The 21,844-nt window shown below is 40.7% G+C and carries 19 protein-coding genes and 1 riboswitch; of the genes, 8 read left to right on the forward strand and 11 right to left on the reverse strand.

The window, feature by feature from the left end:
- Nucleotides 1-382 precede the first annotated feature (382 nt).
- The 4 genes from L1765_RS11630 (at nt 383) to L1765_RS11645 (ending at nt 5,449) form a co-directional block, all read left to right on the forward strand.
- On the forward strand, nt 383-2,281 hold the full coding sequence (locus tag L1765_RS11630) for a PrkA family serine protein kinase (protein WP_236407653.1): 1,899 nt from the start codon (nt 383-385) through the stop codon (nt 2,279-2,281).
- A gap of 34 nt (nt 2,282-2,315) precedes the next feature.
- A complete protein-coding gene (gene yhbH, locus L1765_RS11635; RefSeq protein ID WP_236407654.1) occupies nt 2,316-3,470 on the forward strand; it encodes a sporulation protein YhbH in 1,155 nt (384 codons plus the stop codon).
- Nucleotides 3,471-3,485: 15 nt separating this feature from the next.
- Nucleotides 3,486-4,913, forward strand: a complete 1,428-nt coding sequence (locus tag L1765_RS11640; RefSeq protein WP_236407655.1) for a SpoVR family protein — start codon at nt 3,486-3,488, stop codon at nt 4,911-4,913.
- A gap of 224 nt (nt 4,914-5,137) precedes the next feature.
- Nucleotides 5,138-5,449 carry a hypothetical protein gene (locus L1765_RS11645; RefSeq protein WP_236407656.1) on the forward strand — a complete coding sequence of 104 codons (312 nt, stop codon included), beginning with the start codon at nt 5,138-5,140 and terminating at the stop codon, nt 5,447-5,449.
- A 6-nt stretch (nt 5,450-5,455) separates the two neighbouring features.
- On the opposite strand, the gene thiS is transcribed toward L1765_RS11645, so the two are convergent.
- From thiS to thiC, 5 genes are read right to left on the reverse strand one after another with little or no spacing between them, the layout of a single operon-like run.
- Entirely contained in the window at nt 5,456-5,659 is a 204-nt protein-coding gene (gene thiS / locus L1765_RS11650; protein ID WP_236407657.1) for a sulfur carrier protein ThiS, read from the reverse strand.
- 36 nt (nt 5,660-5,695) lie between these two features.
- Nucleotides 5,696-6,325, reverse strand: coding sequence for a thiamine phosphate synthase (locus L1765_RS11655; RefSeq protein WP_236407658.1), 630 nt, complete (start codon nt 6,323-6,325; stop codon nt 5,696-5,698).
- Between the two features lie 45 nt (nt 6,326-6,370).
- Nucleotides 6,371-7,474, reverse strand: coding sequence for a 2-iminoacetate synthase ThiH (gene thiH, locus L1765_RS11660; protein ID WP_236407659.1), 1,104 nt, complete (start codon nt 7,472-7,474; stop codon nt 6,371-6,373).
- A gap of 46 nt (nt 7,475-7,520) precedes the next feature.
- Nucleotides 7,521-8,294, reverse strand: coding sequence for a thiazole synthase (locus L1765_RS11665; protein WP_236407660.1), 774 nt, complete (start codon nt 8,292-8,294; stop codon nt 7,521-7,523).
- Nucleotides 8,295-8,319: 25 nt separating this feature from the next.
- Nucleotides 8,320-10,098: a phosphomethylpyrimidine synthase ThiC gene (thiC, locus tag L1765_RS11670; RefSeq protein WP_236407661.1), complete on the reverse strand. Its 1,779-nt coding sequence runs from the start codon at nt 10,096-10,098 to the stop codon at nt 8,320-8,322.
- Between the two features lie 283 nt (nt 10,099-10,381).
- Nucleotides 10,382-10,492, reverse strand: a riboswitch (TPP riboswitch).
- Between the two features lie 198 nt (nt 10,493-10,690).
- On the opposite strand from thiC, the gene aceA reads away from it, so the two are divergent.
- Complete coding sequence (gene aceA / locus L1765_RS11675; RefSeq protein ID WP_236407662.1) at nt 10,691-11,977, forward strand: isocitrate lyase; 1,287 nt, start codon at nt 10,691-10,693, stop codon at nt 11,975-11,977.
- 189 nt (nt 11,978-12,166) lie between these two features.
- Here aceA and L1765_RS11680 read toward each other — a convergent pair whose 3' ends face one another.
- From L1765_RS11680 to L1765_RS11705, 6 genes are all read right to left on the reverse strand, one after another.
- Nucleotides 12,167-13,273: a YheC/YheD family endospore coat-associated protein gene (locus L1765_RS11680; RefSeq protein WP_236407663.1), complete on the reverse strand. Its 1,107-nt coding sequence runs from the start codon at nt 13,271-13,273 to the stop codon at nt 12,167-12,169.
- A 6-nt stretch (nt 13,274-13,279) separates the two neighbouring features.
- Nucleotides 13,280-13,738: a GNAT family N-acetyltransferase gene (locus tag L1765_RS11685; protein WP_236407664.1), complete on the reverse strand. Its 459-nt coding sequence runs from the start codon at nt 13,736-13,738 to the stop codon at nt 13,280-13,282.
- Nucleotides 13,739-14,044: 306 nt separating this feature from the next.
- Entirely contained in the window at nt 14,045-15,301 is a 1,257-nt protein-coding gene (locus L1765_RS11690) for a YheC/YheD family endospore coat-associated protein (RefSeq protein ID WP_236407665.1), read from the reverse strand.
- A gap of 25 nt (nt 15,302-15,326) precedes the next feature.
- Complete coding sequence (locus tag L1765_RS11695) at nt 15,327-16,688, reverse strand: YheC/YheD family endospore coat-associated protein (protein WP_236407666.1); 1,362 nt, start codon at nt 16,686-16,688, stop codon at nt 15,327-15,329.
- Between the two features lie 14 nt (nt 16,689-16,702).
- Nucleotides 16,703-17,800 carry a YheC/YheD family endospore coat-associated protein gene (locus L1765_RS11700; RefSeq protein ID WP_236407667.1) on the reverse strand — a complete coding sequence of 366 codons (1,098 nt, stop codon included), beginning with the start codon at nt 17,798-17,800 and terminating at the stop codon, nt 16,703-16,705.
- A 6-nt stretch (nt 17,801-17,806) separates the two neighbouring features.
- Complete coding sequence (locus tag L1765_RS11705; protein ID WP_236407668.1) at nt 17,807-19,222, reverse strand: YheC/YheD family endospore coat-associated protein; 1,416 nt, start codon at nt 19,220-19,222, stop codon at nt 17,807-17,809.
- Nucleotides 19,223-19,355: 133 nt separating this feature from the next.
- Here L1765_RS11705 and L1765_RS11710 point away from each other — a divergent pair, with 133 nt between their 5' ends.
- The 3 genes from L1765_RS11710 (at nt 19,356) to L1765_RS11720 (ending at nt 21,792) form a co-directional block, all read left to right on the forward strand.
- Complete coding sequence (locus tag L1765_RS11710) at nt 19,356-20,504, forward strand: DUF445 domain-containing protein (protein WP_236407669.1); 1,149 nt, start codon at nt 19,356-19,358, stop codon at nt 20,502-20,504.
- A 134-nt stretch (nt 20,505-20,638) separates the two neighbouring features.
- Complete coding sequence (locus L1765_RS11715; RefSeq protein WP_236407670.1) at nt 20,639-21,328, forward strand: metal-dependent hydrolase; 690 nt, start codon at nt 20,639-20,641, stop codon at nt 21,326-21,328.
- Nucleotides 21,329-21,537: 209 nt separating this feature from the next.
- The gene (locus tag L1765_RS11720) at nt 21,538-21,792 is read left to right on the forward strand and encodes a hypothetical protein (RefSeq protein WP_236407671.1); all 255 of its coding nucleotides are present in this window, start codon (nt 21,538-21,540) and stop codon (nt 21,790-21,792) included.
- The last annotated feature ends 52 nt before the right edge of the window (nt 21,793-21,844 follow it).

A 21,844-nucleotide genomic window follows, 5' to 3' on the forward strand; every position in this document is an offset into this window, starting at 1 on the left:
CATGGGCGGTTGTCCCGTAACAGGTCATTTGCCTAATTTTTATCTGGTAGCTAAGTGCAACTAAGAGTATTACCCCTTGCAGAAACTGAACTTACATGACCCGAAGGGCACAAAATGAAATGAAAATGTATTTTCATTTCAAAGTTGATACGTCCTCAACCCCTCAAAAACATTTGGGTAGTTCATAGATGGAGACAGTATTTGTTCTGGAACACATTATTGTCAAAAACGATTTCAACATTATGCAGGGATTAGCATAAACATATATTAGAAAAGCCTTAATTTTCTTGGACACCCATACCAATAGCATGTCGAAACTTGTACGGGAATATATTGATAGAAACACAGCCCATGATTCCTAAATAAAGGAGAGGAGGCTAACATGGACATATTAAGAAAAATTACCGATTATCGCTTAAAAGAAAAGGAGCTTACTTGGGAAGGAACCTTTGACAATTATTTAAAAATTGTTGCAAAAAAGCCGCAAGTGGCTCAAACAGCCCATGCCAGGATTTATCATATGATAAAGGACGCTGGGATTGAGGAGGATGAGGAAGGGCGCAAGAGTTACGCCTTTTTTAATAAGGAAATTTACGGTTTGGATCGGGCAATAGAAAGGCTGGTGGAAGAATACTTTCACTCTGCTGCCAAACGTTTGGACGTGAGGAAGAGAATTCTACTGTTAATGGGACCTGTTAGCGGAGGAAAGTCAACGATCGTAACCATGTTGAAATCTGGGCTGGAGAATTATTCCCGTACCGAACAAGGGTCATTATACGGAATAAAGGGATGTCCCATGCATGAGGAACCCCTTCATCTTATCCCCCAATCCCTCAGGAAAGACTTTGAAGAGGAGTTTGGGATTAAGGTCGAAGGGAATTTATGTCCGTCCTGCCAGCTGCGCCTGGAAACAGATTATGGCGGGCGGGTCGAGGATGTGCTGGTTGAAAGGGTATTAATTTCAGAGGAAAAGCGAATCGGGATTGGGACCTTTAGTCCATCGGATCCAAAATCTCAGGATATTGCCGATTTAACAGGAAGCATTGATTTTTCCACCATATCGGAATACGGTTCTGAATCTGATCCGCGAGCGTACCGCTTTGATGGAGAGTTGAATAAGGCAAACCGCGGGCTTATGGAATTTCAGGAAATGTTGAAATGTGACGAAAAATTCTTATGGAATTTGCTCTCTCTAACCCAAGAGGGTAACTTTAAGGCAGGACGTTTTGCGCTGATATCCGCCGATGAGATGATTATTGCTCATACCAATGAGGCGGAGTACCGGGCCTTTATCAGTAACAAAAAAAATGAAGCCTTGCAGTCACGGATCATTGTGATGCCTATTCCCTATAATTTAAGAGTAAGTGATGAAGAAAAAATTTATTATAAACTGATCAAACAAAGTGATCTGGGTCATATTCATATTGCTCCCCATGCATTAAAAGTGGCATCCATCTTTTCGATTTTAACCCGGTTAAAGGAATCAAAGAAACAGGGAATGGATTTAGTGAAGAAGATGAAGCTGTATGACGGGGAATTTGTGGAAGGGTTTAAACATACCGATTTGGAAGAGATCAGAAATGAATATGCGGAAGAAGGAATGACAGGAATTGATCCAAGGTATGTGATCAATCGGATCTCGTCAGCACTTATTCGGAGAGATACAGAATGTATCAATGCGTTGGATGTACTGCGTGCCCTAAAGGATGGATTAGACCAGCACCCATCAATTACAAGAGAACAAAAAGAGAGATATTTAAATTTTATCTCAGTGGCCAGGAAGGAATATGATGAATTAGCCAAAAAAGAGGTGCAAAAGGCATTCGTTTATTCTTATGAGGAATCCGCAAAGACATTATTGGATAACTATTTGGACAATGTAGAGGCCTATTGCAATCATATTAAGCTAAGGGACCCCATAACCGGAGAAGAGATGGATCCCGATGAGAGGCTAATGCGTTCCATAGAAGAACAAATCGGAATTTCTGAAAATGCCAAAAAAGCATTTCGTGAAGAAATATTAATTCGAATATCGGCTTATGCCCGTAAAGGGAAAAGATTTGAGTACAATAGCCATGAACGGTTAAGAGAAGCCATTGAAAAGAAACTGTTTGCCGATTTAAAGGATGTAGTCAAGATTACAACATCTAGCAAAACTCCGGATGAGAATCAGTTGAAGAAAATCAATGAAGTGAGCAAACGGTTAATAGAAGAACATCACTACTGTCCGATTTGTGCCAACGAGTTGTTAAAATATGTAGGTAGTTTGTTAAATAGGTAATCTAAGGCTCTACTTTTCCAGAGGGGGGATAAGGATGAGAGAAGGTTCGTTTATCGTTTCTAAAGAAGACTGGTCCCTCCACCGTAAAGGCTACCAAGATCAAATGAGACACCAGGAAAAGGTAAAGGAAGCGATTAAGCAAAATTTACCTGACTTGATTACTGAAGAGAGCATTATTATGACCGATGGACGCGATGTGGTCAAAATCCCCATTCGTTCCCTGGATGAATATCGCTTTCGATACAATTTTAACAAAGGGAAGCACGGTGGTCAGGGAGCAGGAAACAGCAAAGTGGGAGATGTCATTGCTAAAGATGGTACAGTTTCCAAGGGGCCAGGCAAAGGGTCTGGAGCAGGGGATCAACCCGGGGCTGATTATTATGAAGCGGAAATTTCCGTTGAAGAATTGGAATCCATGCTTTTTGCCGAATTGGAATTACCCAATTTGCAAAAGAAGGACCAAGATCAAATGACGGTCAACGATATTCGATTTAACGATGTCCGTAAAAAGGGATTAATGGGCAATATCGATAAAAAAAGGACTCTGATCGAAGCTTTGAAGCGTAATGCTCTAGCAGGTAAACCCAATATTGCACATATTACCAATGATGATCTCCGTTTTAAAACATGGGAAGAGTTCGAACAGCCCCATTCCAATGCCGTAGTGATTGCCATGATGGATACTAGCGGATCAATGGGAGTTTTTGAAAAGTATATTGCCCGCAGTTTTTTTTTCTGGATGGTCCGCTTTTTAAGGACAAAATACGAGAAAGTAGAGATTGTTTTTATTGCGCATCATACAGAAGCGAAAGAAGTAACTGAGGATGCTTTTTTCTCTAAGGGGGAAAGCGGAGGGACCATTTGTTCATCGGCATACCGTCTGGCTTTGGAGATTATCGATAAAAGATATCCACCAAACGCATTCAACATTTATCCCTTTCATTTTTCCGATGGAGATAATCTTACTTCAGATAATGAAAAATGTGTGAAGCTGGTTAAAGAGATTATGGAAAGGGCCAATTTGTTCGGTTACGGAGAAGTTAACCAGTACAATCGCCATTCCACCTTGATGTCTGCCTACCGCCATATTCAGAATCCTAAGTTTATGTATTCTGTGATTCGTGAGAAGGGAGAAGTATATAAGGCCTTAAATACGTTCTTTGGTAAAAGGACCAATGAAGTCAGTTAGGAGAGGCGAAAGAAGATGAAAAGTGAATGGAAACAACTGGAGATTGCCATAACCGAGATCACGGAGATTGCCAAAGGTTTTGGCCTTGATTTTTTCCCCATGAGATATGAAATTTGTCCCGCGGATATTATCTATACCTTTGGTGCTTATGGGATGCCAACACGATTTTCCCACTGGAGCTTCGGAAAGGCCTTTCACCGGATGAAGCTTCAATATGATTTAAATCTTAGCCGGATCTATGAGTTGGTCATTAACTCCAATCCCTGTTATGCCTTTTTATTGGAAGGAAACAGCTTAATACAAAATAAGCTGATTGTTGCCCATGTATTGGCTCATTGTGATTTCTTCAAGAACAATGTCCGTTTCTCCAATACTTCTAGGGATATGGTAGAAAGCATGGCAGCCAGTGCAGCAAGGATTCGCCAATATGAAATGATTCATGGAAAAGATGAAGTGGAAAGCTTTCTGGATGCGGTTTTAGCCATTCAGGAACATATTGACCCAAGCCTTCTTAGGCCTAAATTGAGATGGAAAAAAGATGACAGCAACGGGAAACAAGCGAGTAAGGGGAAAAAATCAACGACATATGATGACCTATGGTACTTGGATGAAAAGGAAAGGAAAAATGAGAATGATGTAAAAAATGGAAAGGCGAAAAAGCCATTTCCTCCGGAACCGGAAAAAGATATCGTTCTCTTTATCGAAGAATTTAGTCCCATTTTAGAAGATTGGCAGCGAGATGTATTAACAATTCTGAGGGATGAGATGCTCTACTTCTGGCCTCAGCTGGAGACTAAGATCATGAACGAAGGCTGGGCTTCGTATTGGCATGCAAGAATCCTACGGGAAATGGATTTGACAGAAGAAGAGACAATTGAATTTGCCAAATTAAATGCATCGGTGATTCAGCCATCTCGAACCAGCATCAATCCGTATTATCTTGGGCTAAAGATCTTTGAAGATATTGAGAAGAGATGGGACCATCCATCCGAGGAAGAGAGAGAAAGATATAAAAGAGAGCCGGGAAAAGGGAGGGAAAAAATTTTTGAGGTAAGGGAACTGGATTCAGATATCTCCTTTATTCGAAACTATCTTACGAAGGAATTGGTTGAGAATTTGGATCTATATTTATTCGGCAAGTCAGGAAATGACTGGGTAATTACGAACAAGGAATGGGAAACGGTAAGAGATCACTTGGCATTAGCGAGAGTAAATGGTGGATTTCCCTATATTGTGATCCAAGATGGGGATTATCTGCGAAATGGAGAACTTTATCTAAAGCACTATTATGAAGGGATGGAATTGGATTTAAAATATGTGGAAAAAACCCTTCCCTATGTTTATCAGCTTTGGGGAAGAAATGTACACATCGAAACCGTTGTAGAAGAAAGGCAAGTTCTCTTTAGCTATGACGGGAAGAAGACACATCGCAGGTTTTTGTAGAGAAGAGGGACTGATGAATGATTTCATGCAGTCCCTTTTTCAATGGATGACGAAAATCTAAATTTTATTTATAGTGGATATAGTAATTGACATGTTAGATGAAATTAAAGTTTAAGAACGATTAAGTTTTTCGAAGGGGTAAAATAACTTTCTTTCTAGGATGAACTCAGAGATAATGTAGATAAGTGTCCAATATGAGGCTCAAGTCGCAGGTGATGAATATGTTGGAGAAACCTTTAAAACCCCACGGAGTGATTCGTTTTTTAATCGTGCTGCCATTTGCCGTAGTCTTACGGTTTTATTTAGGAGAAGGTACAATCAGTTTCCTCTGGTTTATTCTCTTATATTTTCCCATGATTAATTGGACCGTTTATTGGATCATGTATGGCATTCGATTGCTGCTTAACAAATTAAACGGTGAAGAGTGGATTACTGTAACCAATATCCGTCATTTTTACATCTGGTACTTAAATGTTCCCGGTTCTCTTGCTCTGGCGGAATTGATCTACAAAGGGTACACCTATAATATGATGTAGGGAAGATTATCCTCCTCCTACAAAATGAACCAGTTCGATGGTGTCTCCATCACGAATAAACGTGCTATCGTGCTGTTCTGGCGTGATTACATTTTCATTTACCAAAACAATGAGATTCCTTCTCTCCAGCTGAAAATGGGATAGCAGATCCCTCACATGTTTAATTGTGCCGGGTATCTGCTCCTTTTTTCCATTAATGGTTACGTTCATCTGTTGTCACCTCTCAAAGCATAATCACAGTTTATTTTACTTAAGTAAACTTACTTTAGGCAGGGAAGAGAAGGATAACAAGGCTTCGCGAAAACGCTGAGCCTCTTCTTTGGGATTTTTAGCAGACATGATCCCTGACATAACGGCGATGCCGGAACATCCGGTACTCAGTACCTCATGAACCTTTTCGACAGTGATTCCGCCAATGGCAATGACGGGGATGGAGACCACGTCAACGATTTTTGCAAGGGACCGGATACCCCGGGGTGCGGTATCCGGCTTACTCGGACTATCATAAATGTGACCAAAAATGACATAGTGGGCACCATCTTTTTCGGCTTTAACTGCTTCTTCCACAGAATGGACGGAAACCCCGATCAAATAGTGTGAGGGAACAAGGGATTTTACTTTTTCCAGGGGCAAGCTGTGCCAGGATAGATGGACACCCGCTACCTTGGATACTAAAGCTGCATCCACCCGGTCATTGATGATCAATTTCTCCGGCAGATCAAGTTCAGATATCCACTCAATGATTTCTTTAGCTGTGCGTTTTTTTTCCCGAATATGAATAAAATCGGTTTCTTGGGCGATGTCAGTCACGATTTCCTTAACATTGACTAAACCCTTTTTTCCATCTGTAATTACCTTTAATATGGCCCTCGCCATTTCTAATCGCCTCTTCCTGCCAAACAATCGAAATATGAGTTTTCTTTATCCAATAAGATGCCAGTCTTTAAATAGTGGTTGATACCCGATTTGATAGAGGTATTCCCGAATTTCCTTTACATCTCGCTTATCAGAGATTTCAAACTGGCTTGTTCCGTGGTCCAGAGTATGACCTCCCACTACGGTAGAAGAGCCGGCTGACATTTTGGTTACTCCTAAATAGATCAGATGATTGCGAAGTTTTGCACTTTCCCTTGTTGATAAAGTAATTCCTGCCCTTGGTAAAAATAGCCGTAGGGCAAGCATGATCTGAACCAAATTCTTATCTTCTACAATACACTTTGGCTGATAACTCCCTAAATGAGGTCTGATTCTCGGCAATGAAATGCTTATCTCTGTATCTAGATATTTATTTTGCAGGTAATTCGCATGCATTCCGGTAAAAAATGCTTCTTTTCTCCAATCATCCAATCCCAAAAGGGCCCCTATATTGACGGAACGGAAACCGGCCTGGCAGCCTCTTTCTGGAGAGTCCAAGCGGTATTGATAGTTTCTTTTTGGTCCTTTTAAGTGTATTTCCCTGTACACTTCTTCATTATAAACCTCCTGATAAACCGTAAGACCATCCACGTTATTTTCTACTAATTCTGCATATTCCTCTGTATCCAGCGGGTTAATTTCAATGGATATTGAAGGGAAATAATTGATTAATATATTGACACTATCTGTTATATAAGAAAGGGGAGTATGGATTTTGGATTCTCCGGTTAAGATTAGAAGATGTTTCAAACCTGTTTTGGCTATTTCTTTTGCTTCTTCTTCAATCTCCGACATAGACAGTTTTTTTCTTGGGAAGGGATTGTTAATACTAAAACTGCAGTAAACGCAATGATTTACACAATAATCTGCTAGGTAAAGCGGTGTATATAGAAGAATCGTTTTTCCGAAGTGCTGCACAGTGATCTGATGCGCTCTAACGGCCATTTCTTCCATAAAACTTTCTGCTGCAGGTGATAGCAGGGTTAAAAAATCGTTCTCGTTTAATCTCTCTTTTCGTAAAGTCCTTTCCACATCTTGATAGCTGACGGATTGGAAAAAGTCGTTAAATTGAATATTTTTCAATTGGCTGTATTCTTCATAAAAACTCATGACTTCTTATCCTCTCACAGAAATCTTTTTTTAAGACTCAGTCATATTACAATTTCGTCAAAAAGCCGGTTAGTGGGGAAGAGGCTTCCCCTTTAAGTGAGGAAGTTCCCAAACCGGATAAATAAGCCAGTCTTCCAGCTTTTACGGATAGATGAAAGGCTTCTGCCATTGCTGCAGGATCTCCGGAAGTAGCAATGGCTGTATTGACCAGTACTGCTGAGGCACCCATTTCCATTGCCTCAGCCGCATCCGATGGTTTGCCTATTCCGGCATCAACGATAATGGGAAGATTGATTTCATCAATTAAAATCCGTATCAGTTCTTTTGTCTTTAATCCTCTGTTTGAGCCAATGGGTGAACCCAGGGGCATTACTGCTGCTGCTCCCGATTCTTGTAGTTTCTTTGCAACCATCAGGTCAGGGCTCATATATGGCAATACAACAAAATCTTCCTTTGCCAATATTTCCGTTGCTTTGATGGTTTCATAATTGTCAGGGAGCAGGTATTTTTGATCAGAGATCACCTCTATTTTTATCCAGTTTCCCATTCCAGCGGCTCTAGCAATCCTGGCAATTCTTATGGCTTCTTCTGCGTTTCTTGCACCTGATGTATTAGGAAGTAAAATCACATCTTTGGGAATGTAATTTAAAATGTTTTCTTCACGCGAATCAAAATCAACTCTTCGCAGCGCAACCGTTATAACCTGGGAGTTAGATCTCTTGATAACTTCAGGGATGATGGTATGCTTAGAGAACTTTCCCGTACCAATAAATAATCGGTTTTCCAATTCTTTTCCTCCGATGACAAGGCGATCGTTCATTTTCTTGCCCCCTTAATTCGATAATTTATCTGTATATTTTACCTCCGGACTCTCTAAATTCTTTTGATTTTTCCTCCATCCCTTCGTGTATAGCTGAATCGGGTTCAAGGCCTTTTTCTTTCGCGTATTGTCGGATATCCTGTGTAATTCGCATGCTGCAAAATTTGGGGCCGCACATAGAACAGAAGTGGGCTGTTTTTGCTCCTTCTGCCGGGAGAGTTTCATCATGGTACTCCATGGCTCTTTCCGGGTCAAGGGATAGATTAAATTGATCTTTCCAACGAAATTCAAAACGGGCCTTGGAAAGGGCATCATCACGAATTTGTGCTCCAGGATGTCCTTTTGCCAGATCAGCGGCATGGGCAGCAATCTTGTAAGCAATCACTCCTTCTCTTACATCGTTTTTATTCGGCAGTCCAAGGTGTTCCTTAGGGGTTACATAACAAAGCATGGCGGTGCCAAACCAGCCGATCATGGCAGCTCCTATGGCTGATGTAATGTGGTCGTAACCCGGGGCAATATCTGTTGTAAGGGGGCCCAGTGTGTAGAAGGGGGCTTCATGGCAAATTTTCTGCTGCAGATCTACATTTTCTTTAATTTTGTGCATGGGAACATGCCCTGGACCTTCGATCATCACCTGTACATCGTGTTTCCAGGCAATCTGGGTAAGCTCTCCAAGGGTTTCCAATTCTGCAAATTGTGCTTCATCATTGGCATCGGCAATGGATCCCGGTCGAAGGCCATCCCCTAATGAAACCGCTACATCATATGTTTTCAAAATTTCACAAATTTCTTCAAAGTGAGTGTATAGGAAGTTTTCTTGATGATGGGCCAAACACCAGGCAGCCATAATGGAACCGCCTCGGGAGACAATTCCCGTAACCCGCTTTGCAGTCAAAGGGATGTATCTTAACAACACCCCTGCGTGAATTGTAAAGTAATCAACACCCTGCTCCGCTTGTTCAATCAATGTGTCCCGATAAATTTCCCAAGTAAGATCTTCAGCCTTACCTCCTACTTTTTCCAGAGCTTGATAAATGGGTACGGTTCCGACGGGTACAGGTGAATTGCGAATGATCCACTCCCTAGTTGTATGGATGTTTTTTCCGGTCGAGAGGTCCATAATGGTATCTGCTCCCCATCGAATCGCCCAAGTCATCTTTTCTACTTCTTCTTCGATGGAGGAAGTTACGGCTGAATTTCCAATGTTGGCATTGATTTTTGTGTAGAAATTCCGGCCGATAATCATTGGCTCACTCTCTGGGTGATTAATATTTGCCGGGATAATGGCACGGCCTCGGGCTACTTCTTCTCGAACGAATTCTGGAGATACGCCTTCACGGATCGCAATAAATTCCATTTCAGGAGTAATTAATCCCCGGCGGGCATAATGCATTTGTGTCACGTTTTTCCCCTGTTTTGCCTTCAAGGGACGCCTTTTCAGACCGGGATAAACCTCTTGATTCGCCCGAGGATCGTCAACGTTAAATCCGTTGTCTTCCGGTTTTATTTCGCGACCTTCATATTCTTCAGTATCGCTTCGTTCAAGAATCCAGTTTCTGCGCAAAACCGGAAGCCCTCTATGAACATCCACATCATATTCAGGTTCTGTATAAGGGCCGCTCGTATCATAAACACGAACTGGAGGATTCTTAACCTCGCCGTTCAATCCGCTGGTCGGATGAAGTTGAATTTCCCGCATGGGAACTTTGATGTCTGGACGTGATCCAATCACATAAACTTTTTGGCTTCCTGGAAAAGAGGACGTAAAGGAAATGTTCAGCTGATTCTGATTTTTTGACATGGTGATCCCTCCTTAACAAAATAAAAAAGAAGATTCATTTTTGAACCTTCCTTCGGAGGTGTAAACACGAAACGATTTCAGAGTATGGGAGTAATACTTTCCCGATGGTTCAACTCTATAAGAGGATGTTCAAAAAGTCTGGTAAAAATTGCTGTCGAATTTCTGCGTTAGCTTGCTTTTGCGCTCCTCACGTTTTAAAAGCATACGCTCCGGTGTTCAAAGCTACGCTGCCTTGAAATTCTCGGCCCTTTTTATCCTCCTTTTTGAACTGGCTCTATACAGGTTTCGTGCATACAAAAATTCCTCCGCTGGCATTATCCAGTTCAGGTTCAACGGTCGATGGCAGAATAGCCATCCTCTCAGCCTGGTTCTCCAAGCTCCCGCATCTATTCAATTTTCAAAGTTAGTTTACCATGACACCTTTATTTCTGCAAACATTTTTTCAAAAAAGAAAACGTTTGAAAAAAATCTGTAAATTTAACGTTTTTAAATTCGTGAAAATATATTGACAAATTGCCGTTATACTGTATTATAATAGAACCATAATAATTTAACTGTACTAATACAAATTCAAGAGAAAGGATGACTAACAATGACAAAAAAAGATGTGGTGAAGGAGATTCAGGAGAGTTGGGAAACAGACCCTCGTTGGAAAGGGATTGAAAGAACATATTCTGCAGAGGATGTTGTTCGTCTTCGCGGATCTGTTCAAATTGAGTACACCCTTGCCAAGATGGGTGCTGAACGTCTATGGAATCTGCTGCATACAGAAAAATTCATTAATGCCCTTGGAGCATTAACGGGAAATCAGGCTGTTCAACAAGTAAAGGCAGGACTAAAGGCCATTTATCTGAGCGGCTGGCAGGTGGCAGCAGATGCTAATCTGGCTGGACAAATGTATCCTGACCAAAGTCTTTATCCCGCCAATAGTGTCCCTCATGTGGTAAAACGGATCAATCAGGCGTTTCAGAGAGCTGATCAAATCCATCATGCCGAAGGGAAGAATGATATTTATTGGTTTGCTCCAATTGTTGCCGATGCCGAGGCAGGATTTGGCGGTCCATTAAACGTATTCGAATTGATGAAGAGTATGATTGAGGCAGGAGCTGCTGCCGTTCATTTTGAGGACCAGCTTTCCTCTGAGAAAAAATGTGGACATATGGGTGGAAAGGTGCTGATTCCTACTCAAAACGCTATTCGAAATTTAATTGCTGCCCGATTGGCTGCCGACGTCATGGGTGTCCCAACCCTTATCGTGGCCCGTACTGATGCCAATGGAGCCCATCTGATTACCAGTGACATTGATCCAAGGGATCAAGAATTTCTGACTGGAGAGAGAACATCCGAAGGATTTTTCAGAATGAGGGGTGGTTTGGATGCAGCTATTGCAAGAGGATTGGCCTATGCACCTTATGCTGACCTCATTTGGTGTGAAACCTCAGAACCCAATGTGGAGGAAGCGAGACGTTTTGCCGAAGCGATCCATGCCCAATTTCCTGGAAAGCTTTTAGCCTACAATTGCTCCCCATCCTTCAACTGGAAGAAAAAGCTTGATGAAGCTACTATTGCGTCCTTCCAGGAGCAATTGGGAGAAATGGGATATAAATTCCAATTTGTTACTTTGGCTGGCTTCCATGCATTAAACCATAGTATGTTCGAACTGGCCAGAGAGTATAAAGATAAAGGAATGGCAGCTTACTCTGAACTGCAGCAGGCGGAATTTGCCAGTGAAAAGTATGGTTATACCGCAACCAGACATCAGCGTGAAGTGGGAACTGGATATTTTGATGAGGTATCCATGGTGATCTCTGGCGGAACTTCTTCTACAACAGCTTTAACCGGTTCTACGGAAGAAGAACAGTTTACCGAAGCCATCTAACCGTCACTATAACTTACGATGGAACTATCCGCTTTGAGACTAAAGAACGGAGCCCTCAAAAATATCCGGATATTTCGATGATGGAGTCAGTTTGAGGGCTAATTCCGTTCTCTATTCCATATTTTAGAAAATAAATCGCGGAAAGCTCTTGGTCAAATTGTCGATAATGGTACGTCCTGTGAGGAGCAACTAAACTTCAGTTCTACTTCTTTTGGAAATGGAAGTCTCGATTAAATAGAGTCCATACAGTAAGGGTCTTTTCAGCGATAGAATGTACGTTTCTTTATCTTTCAAGTAAAGGAATATTTTTCTGGCCGGTTTCGGATTAATCTCGATCAACCATGGCTTTCCTTCTTTATCCACTCCAATGTCTAAGCCCAGTTCAACTAGACGTCCGAAGTGGGATTCTAGATTTTTGGATATCTTTTTAGACATTTGTTCTATTTCACCGATAATGGACATCGCTTTTCCTGTGTCAAAATTCCGCTGAAGAAAAGGTGTGATTTTCTCAGCAGAACCTCCCCCATGCAAATTGGATGTCACACTGTTTTTTTGTCCTGTTCTCACTCCCATTCCGGTAATGCCCCAATGCTCCCCGTTAGTCTTTTGAATGAGTACCCGGACATCGGAAACTCTGTTGTTTTCCAGTTGAATATTTAAACCTTGTTGAAGGATATACGTTTTTTCTCTTTGGATCCAATGGTTGACGAAATAGACCAATTCGGAGGGGGATAGATGTGTCTTTACTATGATATGCCGTTTCACATTTCTTCCAAGGACTGAGAAATGGTGATCTTTTTCTTTTTTTATTTTTAAAATGTGTCGTCCGCCTGTACCATTTATGGGTTTTAAAAATAGAGAAGAATATTTCTCCGACAGCTTAAAAATTTGATTTGGATTCTGATAAAACACGGTTTCCGGCAAATATATTTTGATAGAAGGATCCTGATATAATAATTGGTGAATTTTCCATTTGGAGGCCAGTCTGTTGTTCATAAAAGGGAGAGACGAATACTTTCTAAAGCGGATATATTCCTGAAAGGCGGGTGTAGCGTGATAGCGAAGACGGTCATAAATGATATCTGGTAAAGGGAAATGGCCAGTTTCCCAGCGGTTCTGTTTTGTATTAAAGGTATCTCCTTTGATCCATCCCCTTTTTTCAGAGACATCCTGTGGGGAAAAGATAAAGACCTCTACTCCCAACTCCATTCCGGCCTTGGTAAGATCAGCAAGAAATGGCTTTTCTTCAAATGAACGATTGGTATACCGATAGATAAGTACACCGATTCGCACCATGGGGATCTACTCCACATCTTTTGGATTCCAGTTTCCTCGGGCAAACCACATGGTTGGCTTTCCGGTAGGCCCTTCTACTAGTTTAAATCCAACCATTCCCATTGATAAACACATCTTGATGCTGGGGATATTATCCAGTGAGACACGACCGTATATTTTGTCTATCTGTTGAAACAAGAATTTGATCATTTCTTGGGAAATTCCTTGTTGTCTCTCCCTTTTATGAACAACTACAAAAGATTCTTCAGTACCATAATTGGCTACTGCTGTTAGTCCCAGAAGCTTTTTTTCTTCTGCTGCTATAAGGAGGAAGTACCCGGGTTGATCCAATTTGAGCGGTTCTAATTCTTTTATCCATTGAATTGCCCTTGATGTAATTTTCCTTTCTCCATGGGAAATGACAAATTGCAATAAACTTTTTTTAAGTTTCACAAACTGGGAAGGATTTAAACTTTTAATTTCCATCGCATGTCACCTCTTGCATTTGAATTCTCTTTAAAAATTATGTGAATGGAACCAATTAATATAGACGGAACTAAACTTACATGACCCGAAGGGTCACAAATTCGGATGAAAATTTTATTTTCATATCAAAGGCTAAAGAACGGGAATTAGTCCTCAAACTGACTCCATCTGTGAAATACCCAGATGTTTTTGAGGGGCTCCGTTCTTTAGGCTGAAGCGGACGTGGATCACTTCTTGCCCGAACTCGACTAGCGGACGTGTGAATCTTTCGTTCCATATCTATAATTCTGTCTCTATATAGATTTGTTACTTGAAGAAACTTAGATATTGAGCATATTGAATGATGTGAATTAGAGAACGTTGGCGGATATCCGGTTCGTCAAATTTCATCGGTTTGGCATTGGCTTCAAAAAACCATAATTTCCCATCAGCAGAAATCCCCAAATCCATCGACATCTCTCCAACCGTTGCAACATGATGTTCGATGTGAAGGGCCATTTTTAGTGCGCATTCTTCTATTCTCCTCATTAAATCAGCATATTGATCCGAGTGGAATGCTGCCTTTAGTACCTGATGGGGTTTGGCAATTTTGCCGCCCCTTGGCACATGAGTGGTTATTCCATATCTCCCTGCTACACGAATTCCAACTCCGGTAACAACCCATTCTCCTTTCCCATTCTTTTGAACAAGTACTCTGCAGTCAAAGGGATTTCCCTGGTAAGTTAAAAGCGGAACTCCCTGTTGAATGATATATCCCTGTTTCCTGATATAAGGCTGTATCAGGTTCCACGCTTCATGTAAAGTTTTACATTTTTTATGCTGAATATCTTTATCCTGGTATTTAAGTAAATAATGGTCATTTGATTTATCTATTCGAATGATTCCATTTCCTGCTTTTCCCCTGATGGGCTTTAAGTAAATGGACTGATAGGTTTCCAAAAAATCATGAAGTTGATTTTTGGTCTCTATCTGGGCTGTTTCTGGAAGAGAACATGGGAGTGTTTTGAATTGCTTAAGCCATTCGAATAATGTCCACTTGTTAAAGAAATGAGGGTTATATAAATAAAGATTAGGAAAATTTGAGAGTCTTTCCAACGTTAATTGGGCTTTTGGCTTTTGCTCTTCTTCCCTGTATGGAATCCGGTTGTAGACGACATCAGGAAAGGGAAACAATACGGGTGACCAACCCTTCTGGTTCAGGTAATAACCGTGGATTTGTCGGTGTTTCCAGTCAATATTTTCTGGGGTAAAAATGAATACAAGTCCTCCAATTTTTTTTGCCGTTGCAATAATATCTACGAAGTTGCGGATATTCCCCCTAAAGGGTTTGGTTTTTCCTTTCATCGTTAAAATTCCAATGAGTGGGCCAATCTTTATGGAACCGTCTTCCCTATTTTTTGCAAGCATATTCGTATAGGATCCCGGATGGTTGGCTTCGGTTTGGGGAGTAATTGAAAGGGGGACATTCTCCGCCCCCCATCTCATCCTTTTTTTGATCGGTTGTGAGGTAAGGATATGCCATCCGTTAGGGAGAAATGTGATTTGTATTTGACTTGTATTCATTTCAGTCTCTCCTTTCTTCTTAACTTCAAAATTGTGAAAGATAAAATCCGTAATCAAGAATGGAACGGCAGGATAGTTGATCTCCAGTTTTTAAGCTGGGGTGTTTAAAAATGGATCTTCCTGGTTTGGAGTTGGCTTCAAACATCCAAATATGTCCATTTTTATCAATTCCAATATCAAATCCCAGTTCTCCAAGGGGCTCTGAAAAACTAAATTCAAGGGTTTCTGCTAATCGAATGGCTGCATCCTCCAGGTTTTGTCTAATTACATCACCATTTGGACCAAAAAGGGTGTGAAAAATATTTTGACTGGAGGTGATGGTCCCTCCGGTTCTGACATGGGTGGTGACACTTCCCCAACCTGCTACCTTTGCTCCGATTCCTGTGATTTTCCATTGATTTTCCCGGTTTTTATTTAAATGGATTCTGAAATCTACCGGTCTGTTATTTACTTTAGCCAATTGAATTCCCTGTTGTACGAGATAATTTTGCAAACGTTTCGTTCCAGCGAAGAGATGATCCATCATTGTCTGAACGGAATCAAATTGCCTCAATACATTGTGGTTGCCTTTTCTGTAGCGACAAAGTAATCCCTTAACGGGATGATGTGTAACCTTAATAATTCCTAACCCCAAACTTCCTCCGGAGGGTTTCAAATAGATCATTTGATGACGGGAAAGCATTTTTTGAATGGCTCTTAGAGAAGGTACCATATAGGTTTCAGGAATGTATTCTTTGACAGCGGGATGATTGCTTAATCTTTGGTGAATGTTCCACTTGTTAAAAAACCCTTGGTTAAACATCGGAATATGAAGGTTTTTAATCCTTTCCTTACATTCTATGACTTTCTTTGTTCGATCCATGGTTCTGTTTGGGACCCGATCATAAACGACATCAGGTAATGGGGCAATTTTCTTCTGCCATTTTGTATGATCATCGGTTAGGAAAAATCCTTCGACTGACATGTTATCCCAATTTACTTGTTCAGGAGTGAAAACAAAGTAATAGGACCCAGGGTCTGGACGAATAGAAAGGAGATGTTTAAAAAATGAGGTTCGTCCTCCCAATGGGTGTTCCTCTGTTGAAAATGCCACAGTGGTTAGGATTCCTACTACAGGTCCGAGTCGGACACCAGTGTCCGTTCTTTTCATGTGGATCAAACCTTGATAAGGAATCAAAAGACGCTGTCTCAATAGGGGGGAAACTCCAAGCACATGTTTTCCTATATTGGTTTTGATCACGTAGGCTTTCGTTTTTTGAGAACCGCATTGGATCTCAATGAGGCGCTGGTGCTGTAAATTAAACTGCTGACAAAGCTCTTTTGATACATAGAAAAAGGGTTTGCTGGTCGGTTGGGTAAAGTGAAGATGAACAGGGTATGATTTCATAACAAATATGCCTCCTATACACGTTCCAACAAATAACGGGCGTATTTTACCGGATTTCGAATGGAACTGGCCTGCATCTCTTTATTTCCTATTTCTTGAAAGACCCGTCGACCGGGTTTGGAGTTGACTTCCAGTAACCAGATCTGCCCATTTGGCTCTATTCCAATGTCAATTCCCAATTCAATCAGTCTTCCATGATGGGATTCCAAATAGGGGGGGAGAAGTTCAACCATTCGTTGGATACTCCATAGAATTTTTTTAACGATATTTTCCGGAAAATTTCGGTTTAAAAAGTCTTCGATTTCTTCCGCTTTTCCCCCTCCATGGAGGTTGGATGTAAGGTGTCCTTTCTGTCCGCATCGGACGGCCATGCCTGTCAATGTCCACTCTCCTTTATGATTCTTTTGAGCAAGGATACGAACATCAAATGGATTTCCATCTTTGTTTGTCAGGTTTAAATAAGGCTGTACAAGATATTTTCTCTTATTTACAAATCGGTTGATCCATTGCACTGTTTTTCTCCAATCGGACATTACGCAGTGAAAGAACTCATTTTTTTCCGTCCTTCCAATCAGCGAATATTGGTTGTTGGTATGGGTTGTCAATCGGATGATTCCACGTCCATGGCTTCCGCTAATCGGCTTAAGAATGATTGATTGATATTGATTAAGCCATTTCAGCATTTCTTTTTCATTGGTGTATAAAGCAGAAGGAGGTAGCCAAGAAGAAAGTTCCTGTGAAGTTTTTAAAATTTCGTAAACTTCCCACTTTCCCATTAATCCAAATCCCAAAAATTTAATGGATGGATGGCTTTTTACTCGTTTCACATAGGGCTGATACATTTTAAACACTTGTTGATTAGGATAAAAACATCGGTCATAGACTACTCTGGGAAGCGGAAAAACCTTCTCTTTCCATCCTGTTTCTGACAAATAATAGCCCTTCACCATCTCCTTTGGCCAATCAATATCAAGGGGGGAAAAGATATACATGGGCACTCCCAGTTTTTTACCTTCCAGGAACAAATTTTTAAAGAATGTCTTCTCGCCGAAGGTAGGCTGATTTATGGTTAAGACGCGACAAACCATAATTCCCAAATAGAAAGGATTCAATCATCATCACCTGCGTTTACTGTCTCTTTTTCTTTTGGCATAAATTTTTCTTGGGATAAACCCTGTCAAATATAGTCCGTATTCAATGATTTTAAATACCGATGGTCGGGGATCCGGTCGTTCTTTTAGCAGGGTTTCTTCATTTTTTGATGGTTTTGAGTTGATTTCCAAAAGCCAGATTTTTCCCATGTGATCAACGGCTAAATCAATACCCAATTCCCCATAGTGTCCTGGAATATATTTCTCGACTGCATTGGCAAATTCCAGAGCGATTTTTTTCATTGTGTTGATGGTTGGTCTGAATGGAGGAGGAAGAGAAGATTGTGTCAGGGCCTGCTGAGGGGAACTTAAGGTTCCCCCTGAAGCGATATTTGATACAATGTGGTTGTTGCTTCCGGTTCGTCCCACAATAGAGGTGATGGACCACTTTCCATTTCGGTTTTTTTGAACAAGGGCCCTAAAATCTATGGGACTTCCACTTTGCATAATCAATGTTAATCCCTGTTGGACTAAATAAGGTTTTTTTCCCAACCTGGACGATAGTGAATAAGCCATCTGGTTGATGGAAGAATATTGGCGATTAACCGGACCGTTTAGGGTAGAATATTGACATAAAAATCCCTTATTATTTTTTGAAATTCGATAAATTCCTCTCCCCATGCTTCCATGAATGGGTTTTACGAAAATGGATGGATAATGTTTGAGCATATGTTGCAAGGTTTGGCCCCCCTGGTATTTTTTTGTGACGGGTATCATGGATGTGAGGGATGGATGGGGGCTAAATGCTTCATACACCTGCCATTTGTTTAAAAAATGCTCATTAAAGAATGAAATATCCATTCCTTTTAGGCGATGCAAAAACTGATGAAACGAATCATTGTTTTCCTGGGAGCGGCTGGATAACCGATTGTAAATGACATTAGGGATGGGATAAGTATCCGATTTCCATCCGAGGGCAGTACGGGTCCACCCAATTACCTGGTTTTGTTCCCATAAAATTTCCTTTAGGGGAAAAATGATAGCGAAAGATCCCCTTATCCTTGCTGCCTGACATATCTCAGTACAAAAGGGCGTTAGATTTCCAAACCGGTCGTCACTTTGATATACATTAGAGACGAGGACTCCAATCAACGGACCAAGGAAAAAGGTGGATTCTTTTTCATTGATGTACCTTCCGTGGAGCTGAATGTGATTCGGTAATAAAAGCTTTTTTCCTAAAGAAGAACGAATCAGAAGAACTTGATTGTTTCCTTTGAAGGTTTCAATGATTCCTACTTCTTTTCGATTGCCAAATTGAATTTTAACAGGTGTACCGATGGGAAGAGCAATATGATTGGCCAGATCCTGGTTTATGATCATGGAGATGTTTTTCTTGAAATATCGATCATCTTCAATTTGTATGGAAACTTTTATAAAATTCATCATGATACCCCTTTTCCTAGGTAAGGTGAATCAAGGGTTGGCGGCGCCCAAAGGATATTGTATTTTATGTAGGTAAAATGACCATGGTGAATAAGAGGGGCTTGTTTTCCCAAGAATGGAAGGAAGGAATTTGATGAATGAGCTGTGGATGATTTTTGTAAGTATTGGCATTGGAAGTTTGATTGGCGGATTCACGAATTACTTGGCGATAAAAATGTTATTTAGACCGCTTCGGCCGTGGTTTATCGGGAAATGGAAAGTACCGTTTACTCCCGGTCTTATTCCCAAAAGACAGGATGAATTAGCAGAACAAATGGGAAAGATGGTGGACCGCTATCTGTTTACTTCCGAAGGTTTAATCAGAAGAATCAGGCGGGAAGACTGGCAACAGGATTTATTGGAAAAGGGAAGGGACTTGCTGCAGAAGATTTACCATTCTGAAAAAACGTTAAATGGCTGGATGGAAGGTTTTCTGTCTGAAACCACTTGGAGAGATTGGAAAAGGAATATAGAAAAATGGCTGTCGGCAAAGGGTTATGACTTTGTTGAAGGATGGTTGGAAAATAAGGGAGGTCTTACGTTGAAGGAGATCCTTCCATATGAGATGACAGAAAAAAGGGAAGAATGGGAAAGGAATTTGCAGAACTATATCCTTCATTCTTTAAAAAAATATGTATCCTCTGAAGAGGGGGAGTTGATGATTTCGAGAACATTATCCGAATTATTAGAGGGTAAAGGATTTTTCTCCTCTCTGTTTGGTAAATTTTTTCGAGATGCGAAAATGACTTCCCTCGTACAAGCTCAACTGCTTTCTCTGTTGGAGAAGGAAGACATGAGGAATTTCATCAAAGAAGGTATTGCCCGGCTGGTGAATCAGAGTCTGGAAATTCGGATTTCACAATTACAAAATTGGTTGGGAGAAGAGGGGATACAGAAGCAAGTGAACCAATTTGCTGCTTTTATTGTTAACCTTCCCATCTGGGAAAGAAGGCTTAATCAAATTCCTGTTCAACCTTTTTTTCAATGGCTGGATGAAAGGGGAATTTCCTTGTTTATCCAGTGGGTGGTTAACTTTCTGGAACAACATATGGAGTCCCTCCTGTCAAAGGTGGATGTTTCTTCCATTGTTGCCGAAGAGGTTCGAAGTTTTCCGCTGATCAGATTGGAAAGCATGATTTTGGATATATCGGGTAGAGAATTTAGAATGATTACAAATCTGGGTGCTTTATTGGGAGGAATCATTGGGTTATTTCAAGCATTGCTTTATCTAAATTTCAGATAATCTAAAGGGACTAAGAGTTTGCTAAGAACATCAAGTCGAGTTCGCAAAGAAGTGATTAAAATTGGTTGAAGGAATTTCTACCCTTACCCAGAAATAAATAAAGAAGAATATACTTAGAAAAAGGAGGAAACAGGATGGATATTATTTATCACGGACACAGTTGTTTTGAAATTCGTGGCCAGAAGGAGTCATTGATTATTGACCCGTTTATTACTGGTAATCCCCAAGCCAAGATCGGTGTGAAGGATATCAGGGTGAATTACGTGTTGATTACCCATGGACATGGAGATCATGTTGGTGATGCAATAGATATTGCCAAGGGAAATGATGCAACGATTGTCGCCCCCTATGAGTTGGCCACATATATGGGATGGAAGGGAGCAAAAGCTCATCCTATGCATATCGGTGGTTCCAGACAATTTTCTATTGGTCGGATCAAGCTGACCCAAGCTTTCCATGGTTCCAGTGACGTAAATGATGCCGAGAAAAACATTGTTTACTTGGGGATGCCCTGTGGTTACCTCATTACCATAGAAGGGAAGACCATTTATCACGCTGGGGATACCGCTCTTTTTGGAGATATGAAACTAATTGGAGAGTTAAATTCTATTGATGTCGCTCTTCTCCCGATCGGAGACAATTTTACCATGGGACCGGAGGATGCGCTGCTGGCTGCCAAGTGGGTAAGGGCTAAATTGGTTATTCCCATGCATTTTAATACGTTCCCTGTCATCCAGCAAAACCCTGAAGAATTTGTAATGCAATTAAGGAAGGAAGGTATATCCGGGAAAGTCCTATCTTCAGGAGAGAAGTTGACCTTGTAAAAGAACCATAATAAAGGAATTTTATATACAAAGGATCAGTAAAAGTGATATAGAAATGTAATATTTTTGTAATCTTTTTGTAACATTGATGGGGTATTATATAATCAATGAAAAACCCCCTTTTATATATATGCAGCCAAAAATGGGCTGCACTTTTTTTGTTCATGATGCGGCTTGTTCCTCATAAACTAAACTGTGGGGTGATAATCATGAAGAAAATAGCCATGTATTTTTATTTTATTCTTAGTCTGACTGTCCTGATATACGGACTCCTAAGGGTACCCTTTTATTCAAAAATGCCAGTGGAAACCACTTTTTCATGGGCATGGCTCTTATTTGCCATTTTTGTCGTTGGAGCACATTTATCTAATGTTTTGCAAATCGACAAAGAGGAAATAAGGAGACAAAGATTGAACGAAGAGGTTGAGGACCTGGGTAAAGTATTTATAAAACAAACGAACTAATTTATGTTGATTTGTTTTCAGTCCTGAAGGTATAATACAATTTAGAACAGAT

It is taken from the genome of Microaerobacter geothermalis (genome assembly GCF_021608135.1).
GTDB classification, from domain to species: Bacteria; Bacillota; Bacilli; order DSM-22679; family DSM-22679; genus Microaerobacter; species Microaerobacter geothermalis.